Here is a 9,366-nt window from a genome sequence, read left to right on the forward strand (position 1 = left end):
GACGCACCCGACGGTATAAACCCGCGCCTTGTATGGTGCGTCGCTGCGAGATTTTGCTTCCCAAGTGGATTGTTGATGGCGACGCACCCGACAGTATCAATAATAATGTACATTTTGATGGTTAGTTGGGTGGGGCGGGTTTAGGAGATTATGGGTTTTAGGCAATTATTGTTGGTAAAACCCGCCCCTACAATTGGGAGAAATTCTGTTCCATAAAATCATGTCTAATTCACTGTTAATCAATTTATCCTTTTTAACACCCGAACCAACGGGAATCGGGACTTACGCCGCCAATCTTTTCCCGCAACTGCAACAGCTAAAACCAACATTACTTGTTTCCCAGCAAATTGAAAATTATACTTGCTATCAAATTCCCGAAACTCTGACACCGAATCGCGGCCCGAAAGGACAAGTTAATAGGCTGCTGTGGACTCAGTTTGAGTTACCTAAAATTTACAAAAAATTGCAATCAACCCTGATATTTTCTCCAATTCCAGAAGCACCTTTGTATTCCAGATGTCGCTACATCGTCACAGTTCACGATTTGATTCCTTTGCGGTTTCCCCAACGGTTTTCTCGCTTAACAGCTTATTTTCGCTACTACATACCGCAGGTTTTGCGACAAGCAGAACACATTATTTGCGATTCTCAAGCAACGGCGGCAGATGTTGCTAACTTTTTCCAAATTCCGCCTAAAAAGATGACCGCAATTCCCCTAGCTTGCGATAATATTAATTTTAGATATCTCGACTTGCCAACCAAAAATTATTTTCTTTATACCGGCAGACACGATCCTTACAAAAACTTAGAAAGATTAATTGCTGCATTTGCGAGTTTGCCCGATCGCGCAAATTGCGAATTGTGGCTAGCTGGGCCTCCCAATGCCTACACGCCGCAGTTGACAGCACAAGTTGAACAATTGGGTTTACAATCTTTGGTAAAGTTTCTCGGTTACGTTCCCTATTCTCAATTGCCCGTACTGATGAATCAGGCGATCGCCCTAGTTTTTCCTACACTTTGGGAAGGATTCGGCTTACCAATTTTAGAAGCAATGGCTTGCGGCACACCCGTCATCGCATCCAACCTGTCATCAATGCCAGAAGTAGCCGGAGATGCCGCATTATTAGTCAATCCTTACAGCGTCGGAGAAATAGCCGAAGCCATGCAAACACTAGCCACAGATTCAAAAGTGCGATCGAACTTAAAAACTGCTAGTTTAGCCAGATCGTCTCAATTTAGCTGGAACAAAACCGGAACAGCAACCGCCAACATCTTACAACAATACCTTTAAATCTTCCCTCTCTTCCTTTCTCCTCTCTGCGTCCTCTGCGCCCTCTGCGGTTAAATAAAAAAAATTCCACCAAAAACCGCAATCTACATATTATCCCATGCCCAATCCCCAATCCAACCTGCTCATCAACCTCTCTTTCCTAATTTCCAAACCAACCGGCTTAGCCATCTACGCCAAAAACCTATTTCCCCACCTAAAAGCCCTCAACCCAACATTACTAACAGCCGAAAATTTACCCAATAACAACTGCTACCAAATCCCCCCAAACCTAACACCAGAACAAGGAACCAAAGGACACATCAACCGATTGCTGTGGACACAAACCCAACTCCCCAAAATTTACAAACAGCTAAAATCTAACCTGTTATTTTCCCCAATTCCCGAAGCTCCTCTATTTGCAGGTTGCCGCTATATAATTACAGTACATGACTTGATAGCGCTGCGATTTCCCCGCCGCTTCGATCCTCTGACACCTTACCACCGCTACTACATTCCCCAAGTGCTGCGGCAGGCTCAACACGTCATTTGCGACTCTGAATCTACTGCCAAAGATATCGCTAATTTTTGCAAGATTCCTACTAATTTAATTACGCCAATTTTCCCCGGATTCGATAGCAATTTTTTTCGTTTTTTAGACTTGCCAACCAGCAATTATTTTCTTTATATCGGCCGCCACAATCCTTATAAAAACTTGCAGCGAGTTGTAGCAGCATTTGCTGCTTTGCCTCCTAATTCCGAGTACGAATTGTGGATAGCAGGTTCGGAAGACAAACGCTATACACCGCTGCTGAAAGCGCAGGTTCAAGAATTGGGATTGGTCGATCGAGTAAAATTTCTAGATTACCTCCCCGCGACTGACTTGCCCAAAGTCATCAACCGGGCGATCGCCCTAGTTTTTCCCAGTCTTTGGGAAGGATTCGGCCTCCCCGTACTCGAAGCAATGGCCTGCGGCACTCCTGTTATCACTTCTAACCTGTCTTCAATGCCAGAAGTGGCGGGGGGTGCAGCATTGTTAGTCAACCCCTACAGCGTCGAGAAAATTGCTTCTGCTATGCACCAGCTTGCAGTCGATGCCAAAGTTCGATCGCACTTGCGGGATCTCGGTTTGGTCAGAGCAAAACAATTTAGCTGGGAAAAAACAGGCCTGGAAACTGCTGCTATTCTCGATCGATATCTTTAACGAAGGAAGTTCGGCAACGAGCACTGTACAAGATGTAACGGATGTAACGGAGGGAAGAAGGAAGAGGGAAGTTCGGCAACGGATTCGGTAACGGATGTAACGGATGGAAGAAGGAAGAGGGAAGAGGGAAGAAGGAAAAGGGAAAAAGGAAGAGGGAAGAAGTCAGTAGGCCGATTTAATGACCAATGCCCCATGCCCCATGCCCCATGCCCAATTCCCCATGCCCAATTCCCAATTCCCACTCCCCCTGACAGCCTGAGTGAGGGACTGTAGGCCCCTTTTACTTGTTAATACCCAACTGATCGCCGCGCTTGTACTGCTGATAAGCAGCAAAAAATAGCCCCGCCAGAGTAACAAAGATCAGACCCAGAACAATACCTGAAAGCAGCGGTTCTACCATGAGAGCTCCTTAACGTTAAGATTTAACAACCTATTTTTAATATTACCAGGACTTACACAGATGAAATTTCCAAAAAACGCCCTTCCGGGTGTCTCAGAGCTTGCTCTCCCCGCTGCGAACGATTAAGCTATGTTATGAGAAATAAATTTTCTTGTAGATACTATTTTTAATTGAACTCCTTTGAATAACCAACTTGCCAGGAATGAAATTAAAAACCCGATCGAGCGACTGGCCATATTTGCGCTAGCGGTATTGCTTGCCACCATCTTGGCGACGATCGCAATTCGTCAGTTTCAAGTCGCCGATCCTTACGTCAAAAGCGTACTGTCCCTCACGGGCAACCCGTTTCAGGGTTCCGCCATCTTTCAAATGAACTGTGCGGGGTGTCACATATCCGTTTCAGACAGTCAAGTCGGGCCCAACTTGCACGGAGTGTCCGAGCGCAAATCCGAATTCGATCTGATCCGGCAAGTCACCAGCGGGCAAACCCCACCAATGCCGCAGTTTCAGCCGAGTCCGCAAGAAATGGCCGATTTGCTGGAGTATCTCGAACAAATTTGACCGAAGAAGGGGAACGGAATTCGTTCCCCTTATTTGGCTGAGCCTCGAAACCCATGCTTCGAGGCTCAGCTTTCGGGTAGTCCCTCTCTCTTGGGACGAGAGTTTGACCCTATGCAGCGGTTTTAACTGCCGAGTTAGTTTTATCTGCCGACTAAACCAGGAAGCTAAAATTCTGAGCCGATAACTGGCTGGGCAGCACGCCCGCCACTACAGCCAAAATCTCCTTGGTGCTAACGTTCGCGATCGCAGTTGAGCCATTAGTTTCGATGAATGACAGTTGATTGAAGTCCAAGCCTCCCACCAACACGAGCTCATCAACTCCTTCCGTGAAGTTGAAAATGGTGTCAATTCCCCCGCCCGCTTCCAAGACAAAGCCATTCCTGCCGCCGCCGACAAGAGTATCGCTACCAAGGCCGCCAAAGAGCAAGTTATCGCCGATATCACCAAAGAGCACATCATCCCCGCTGCCGCCAATTAAGGTATTGTTACCGTCGCGGCCGCAGAGAGTGTCATTGCCTAGATCGCCAATTAGCAAGTCGTCGCCGCCTCCTCCTAAAATTACGTCCTCGCCTTTGCCGCCGTACAATACGTCATTGCCTTCGTCGCCAGAAAGAGAGTCGTTGTCGCGATTGCCATAAATCGTATCGTTAGCGCGATCGCCAAAAATCAGGTCAAACCCTTTGCCGCCGAAGAGAGTATCGTTATCGATGCCTCCGTAGACATTATCGTTGCCCGTATTGCCATTGATATAGTCGCCACCCTGCAGGCCAAAGATCAAATCGTTGCCGCCCAATCCGAAGATAGAGTCACTGCCAGCACTACCCACGATCGTATCGTCGCCGTTAGGGCCGTTTATCACATTACCCGCTGAAGGAATGGAGGGCAGATTGGGAGCGACAATCCTGGGGAAATTCTCAGGGCAAACCAAATCTGTCGTTTGTGGGGTGGGAGTTGGAGTCGGTTCTGGAGTTGGACTCGGAGTCGGTTCTGGAGTTGGACTCGGAGTCGGCGTCGGTGCAGGCGTCGGTGCAGGCGTCGGTGCAGGCGTCGGTGCAGGCGTCGGTGCAGGCGTCGGTGTCGGCGTCGGTGCAGGCGTCGGTGTCGTTCCAGGCGGTGTCGGCGTCGGCGTCGGTGTCGGCGTCGGCGTCGGTGCAGGCGTCGGGAAGTTCCCGAAGTTGATGCCGCTGACAATAGCGCCCGAAGTCAGGAGGATGTCGGCGGGGTCGGCGGTGCTTTGGGTAAACCCAGTTTGGTTGACTTCCCGGACGCGGTAGGTTCCCGGCGTTAGGTTCGCGAACAGGTAGTTGCCGCTGTTGTCTGTGGTAGTAGTAACAGGAGCAGGAGCAGTTCCAGTTACGACATTGGTTAACTGAATTTGGAAATTGGGTAAACCCGGTTCTCCAGCATCCTGAGTGCCGTTGTTGTTGCTGTCTCGGAACTTCAGACCTCGGATCGTACCCGGTTGGGGCAGAAAGTTGCCGAAGTCAATGCCCGTGATGTTATCTCCACCTGCTACCGTAACGGGGGCGGGGTTGGGGGTCGTCTGCGTCCAGCCGTTTTGCTGGACTTCCCTGATCTGGAAAGTACCTGCGGGTATGTCCTTGAGAGTGTAGTTGCCTGTGGCATCGGTGATGGTAGTGGGTTCGCCCTGCTGAAACAATCCATCCGGAGTGATACTGTCGAGGAATATTTGCCAGTTACCTAGCCCCAATTCTCCGGCATCCTTAACGCCGTTGTTGTTGAGGTCATTGAATTTTTGACCGCTGATGGTGCTCGACTGAAAGTTGCCGAAGTTTATATTAGCGATGTCTTGACCGCTGGTGACAGTGATGTCCGCCGGGTCGGAGGTAGTTTGCGTCCAAGTAGGCTGCAAGACTTCCCGCACCTTATAGGTTCCGGCTGACAAATCGAGGAATTTGTAGTTGCCGGCGGCATCGGTGAGGGTGTTCGGTTCCCCAGTGTCGAGAGTACCGTTATCGTTGGTATCGAGGAAGAATTGCCAGTTGGGTAGTCCTGTTTCTGCTGGCGCATCTTGGATGCCATTTGTGTTGAGGTCATTGAACTTCAGACCACTAATCGAGTTGGGCTTGAAGTTGCCGAAGTTGTTGTTTTGGGAGTCGGTGCCGCTGGTGACGGCGATCGTAAACGCGCCTGAAAGGGTTGGCGTGGCTGGGTTGACGGGGGGCACAGTTTGCGTCCAGCCAGTTTGTGGCACTTCCCGCACTGTATAAGTGCCGGCTGGCAGGTTGGTGAACTGATACTTACCGGCGGCATCGGTGACGGCGGCGTTGGTGCCAGTTTCGGCTGGTAGTGCATCTTGGCTGCCGCTGTTGTTGGCATCCAGGTAGATTGTCCAGCCTCCTAGCGGTTCTTCTGCTGGCAAATCTTGGGTGCCATTTTTGTTGAGGTCGTTAAATTTGATCCCGCCGATTTTGCCGAACTGGAAGTTGCCGAAGTTTTGACCCGTAATCGGGGTGCCGCTAACGGCGTTAATTGTATAAGAAGCCGGGCCGGCGGTTTGTGAGAAACCTGTCGGTACATCTTCTCTCACAAAGTAACGACCGCTGCCGACGCTGGTAAAGCTATAAGTGCCAGCAGCCGCAGGCGCTGTTCCGGTAACTTGACTGGCGACTTCGGTGTCGCCGCTATCTAAAGTGCTGTTATTGTTAGTATCCTTCAACAAGCGAACGGTAGTACCGTTGAGGGGCGTGTCGTCAGCAGTGAACCCGTTGCCTGTGAGGTCGGTGAATTTGGTGCCGCTGACGGTGATGTTTTGGAAAATGCCGAAGTTTTGACCGGTAACGGCAGTACCGCTTTGGGCGGTAACGGGAATTGCGGCAGCGGGAAAAGAGATGCTGGAATTGGCTGGGGCCGTGGCTTGTATCAAATATTTGCCGGGGCCGATATCCGAGAATGTGTAATCTCCGGCTCCCGCAGTGGTTTGCGCCGTGCCGACAACAGTATCTGTGCCGACTTCCAGCGTGCCGTTGGCATTGGTGTCTTTGTATAAGTTAACGGTGATGCCGTTTAGTGTAGTGTCGGTGGGATCTAAGACGGCGTTCCCCGCAATATCGGTGTAGGTTTTGCCCGCGATCGATGTCAGTTTGAAGTTGCCGAAGTCTCGGCCCGTAGCAGCGTCAGCAACACCTGTGCTGTAGGGAGTTGCGCCTGTAGCGGGAAGAGTTTGCTGCCAACCTGTTACTGCCACTTCCTTAATCGGGCTGTTAGTCTTGGTGTCGGGAAGGGTGTAGGTACCGCCGATCGCAACGGTAGCCTGCTTTTCAGTGGCGTCCGGCGCGTTGTTGTTGTTGTTGTCTACATAGATAACAAAGTTTTGCGCTGGAGTTGTGGCGGTGGCATCAGTCCCGTCTTTAGTGCCATTGCCGTCGCTGTCGTTAAATTTCTGACCCGTGACAGTGGGGCCGTATTCGTAAGCGCCAATGTCAGCAGCGCCGTTGACAGTGCGTGCATAGGGCTGACCGAACTGAGTGCCGCGTTGGTCTGCAGTAAGAGCCGCACCAGTTATTGCGTTGAGGGCGGTGGCTGCGTTGCCAGTATTGATCGCGGGGCTGCCAAGAAGTAAGGCGTGGGTTGAAACAACACCGCCATTATTTTGCAGGGGGCCAAGTAAGGCCGCACCGCCAATTAAGTTGGTGGCACCACTTGATACGACGTTAGCTGTAATGTCAGGATTAGCACCGCCAGTATTGCCAGAGATGATTGTGTTGTTGGCATTGACAGTCCCAGCGTAGGAAACACCGCCGTTATTGGTGTTGGCAGTGTTGAGGGTAATGGTCGTATTAGCTAGGTTAGCTGTAGCACCTGTGTTGACAAAAATCGCGCCACCTAAGCCCTGACCGGCAGTACCGTTTCCTCCAGCGGCACCACCTGTCGCTGTATTCGCGCTAAAGGTGCTGTTGCTCACAGTTAAGATGCTGCCTGTATTGAGGAAAATAGCACCACCTAGACCCGATCCACCGCCACCGCCAGTAGTACCGCCGGCACCAGCACCGCCACCGCCACTAGCACCACCAGTGCTTCCAGCACCGCCGCCGCCACCAAAGCCACCAGCACCACCAACACCAACAGTACCCGCAGCACCAGCAACAGTACCAGTACCAGCAGCACCACCAAGGCCACCGGGGCCGCCACCGCCACCGATACCACCAGCACCACCAGCACCACCGATCGCGCCATTACCACCGTTACCAGTACCAACACCAGGGCCGCCAGCACCACCTATACCGCCAGCACCACCGCCACCACCGAAGATTCCAGTACCGCCAGTACCACCAACACTACCATTGCCTCCAGCGCCGTTGGTGGCTCCACCAGTACCACCAATGCCACCAATGCCACCAGCGCCACCAGGGAAGCCTGAGCTACCACCACCAGCGGTGCCACCATCACCACCGGTGCCATTAGGAGTACCACCAAGACCACCAGCCCCGGCCGCACCAGGGGTACCGCCTACGCTACCAGTGCTTAAGTCGCTGTTGCCACCAGCGCCACCGTTTCCGGCTGCACCTGCACCACCTGTTGCTTTATTGCTAGCAAAGGTAACGCTGTCAATTTTGACAGTACCCTTGTTGACAAAAAGTGCGCCACCTAAGCCAGCAGCGCCACCACCACCGCCGGTGCCCGCTTGGCCAGTTGCCACTCCATTTTGAAGTGTGAGGTTAGATAAGGTGACTGTGGCAGTGGTGTCCACGAAAAATAGTCGGCTATTACCACCGCCGTTGATGGTAATCCCAGTTGTAGTGCTGCCAACAAAGTTAACAGGGTTAGTAATTACAGGCAGAACTTGTCCGGGACTGAAGGTGATAGGACCAGTGATGTTGATATCATCAACATCGGTCAGGACATTAGCAAAAAGGATGGCGTTGTTGAGACTGGTAAAGTCAGTAGCCGTAAAGGTTCCTAATACTCCGCTATAAGCCTCTCTCGCCTCGGCAGAAAATGCTAAAGGTGTTTCTATGTTGCCCGCAGTCACTTCCAGCACCCAGTCTCCACCGAGTGCCGCACTACCGGTCAAGTTGTCTGAAGCGGCAATATTTGCCCCCGTGAGCTGGCTCAGCCTTTGGACGAAGGCGACACCTGCTTCTGTGGCGGCGACGTTGCACCCGTAAAGCAGAATTTCGGGTTTAGCTGTAATTGGAGAGTTCGAGTTTGCCTCGGCTGTTGGCAAAGCAAACCATTTTTCTAAATAATCGCGGTAGCTTTCAATGTTGCTGAGATTAAGTTCTGTTGCGCCGATTTGCAAGCTGGCTGCTGCGCCGTGAGATAAAATGTGGACGGCTGCAATGTTTTTCCGCTGTTTAAGTGTTTCGGCGATTTGCTCGATGCCGTCGCGATCGGCTTTCAGAATAACAATTTCTGTATCGGGATTGGCCGTTTCTGTTAAACTTTCGCAATCTTTAACTTGTGAATCTGCAAAAACTATCTGGTGTTTCGGTTCTTTATAAAATTCCACGATCAAATTCTCCTGGTACACGCACATCAAATTCATAGCACAAACCAACCGCAGCAGCGATCGATCTTTTTGGGATGCGGATGAGAGTCGATCGCCCCTAACTGGCACCTAAATTGAATATTGACAAAAACGTTTTTATATGCTCCGCTAGCATAACTTAGTTAGTTTGATTGCTTAGAAGTTTTAAAGGGGATATTGTTCCGGCTGTTACAAAAATGTTGGAGAAGACTTGCGCGCTGTTTTTTGATATGTCCGAGATGGATAATATATCAGATTTTATAAAAGTTGTCAAGGAAATAGTTAATTGATGGCGATCGATATTTGTTAGTCAAGAGTCATCAGTCACGGTCATTGGCTGTAAGCTGATGTTATTTGGTAGTTGTTACCCACATTCCGCAGGTCTTTAAATAGAATTGATGGTTATAAATTTTAAAAATTCAACCCTGAAGTGATTACTGGGT

Annotated in this window: 5 protein-coding genes; 3 read left to right on the plus strand and 2 right to left on the minus strand. The window is 50.6% G+C overall.

Annotated elements, in window-relative coordinates; genetic code table 11:
• The first annotated feature begins 220 nt into the window (after positions 1 to 220).
• On the plus strand, positions 221 to 1,291 hold the full coding sequence (locus QUA56_RS18485; protein ID WP_333360176.1) for a glycosyltransferase family 1 protein: 1,071 nt from the start codon (positions 221 to 223) through the stop codon (positions 1,289 to 1,291).
• Positions 1,292 to 1,388: 97 nt separating this feature from the next.
• On the plus strand, positions 1,389 to 2,471 hold the full coding sequence (locus QUA56_RS18490) for a glycosyltransferase family 1 protein (RefSeq protein ID WP_333360178.1): 1,083 nt from the start codon (positions 1,389 to 1,391) through the stop codon (positions 2,469 to 2,471).
• Between the two features lie 280 nt (positions 2,472 to 2,751).
• Here QUA56_RS18490 and petG read toward each other — a convergent pair whose 3' ends face one another.
• Positions 2,752 to 2,871: a cytochrome b6-f complex subunit V gene (gene petG, locus QUA56_RS18495; RefSeq protein WP_006632329.1), complete on the minus strand. Its 120-nt coding sequence runs from the start codon at positions 2,869 to 2,871 to the stop codon at positions 2,752 to 2,754.
• Positions 2,872 to 3,051: 180 nt separating this feature from the next.
• Here petG and QUA56_RS18500 point away from each other — a divergent pair, with 180 nt between their 5' ends.
• The gene (locus QUA56_RS18500) at positions 3,052 to 3,432 is read left to right on the plus strand and encodes a c-type cytochrome (RefSeq protein WP_333360180.1); all 381 of its coding nucleotides are present in this window, start codon (positions 3,052 to 3,054) and stop codon (positions 3,430 to 3,432) included.
• A 151-nt stretch (positions 3,433 to 3,583) separates the two neighbouring features.
• On the opposite strand, the gene QUA56_RS18505 is transcribed toward QUA56_RS18500, so the two are convergent.
• Complete coding sequence (locus tag QUA56_RS18505) at positions 3,584 to 9,013, minus strand: DUF4347 domain-containing protein (RefSeq protein WP_333360183.1); 5,430 nt, start codon at positions 9,011 to 9,013, stop codon at positions 3,584 to 3,586.
• Positions 9,014 to 9,366: the final 353 nt, after the last annotated feature.

Origin of the sequence: Microcoleus sp. N3A4 (assembly GCF_036701805.1) — a bacterium.
Taxonomy (GTDB): Bacteria; Cyanobacteriota; Cyanobacteriia; order Cyanobacteriales; family Microcoleaceae; genus Microcoleus.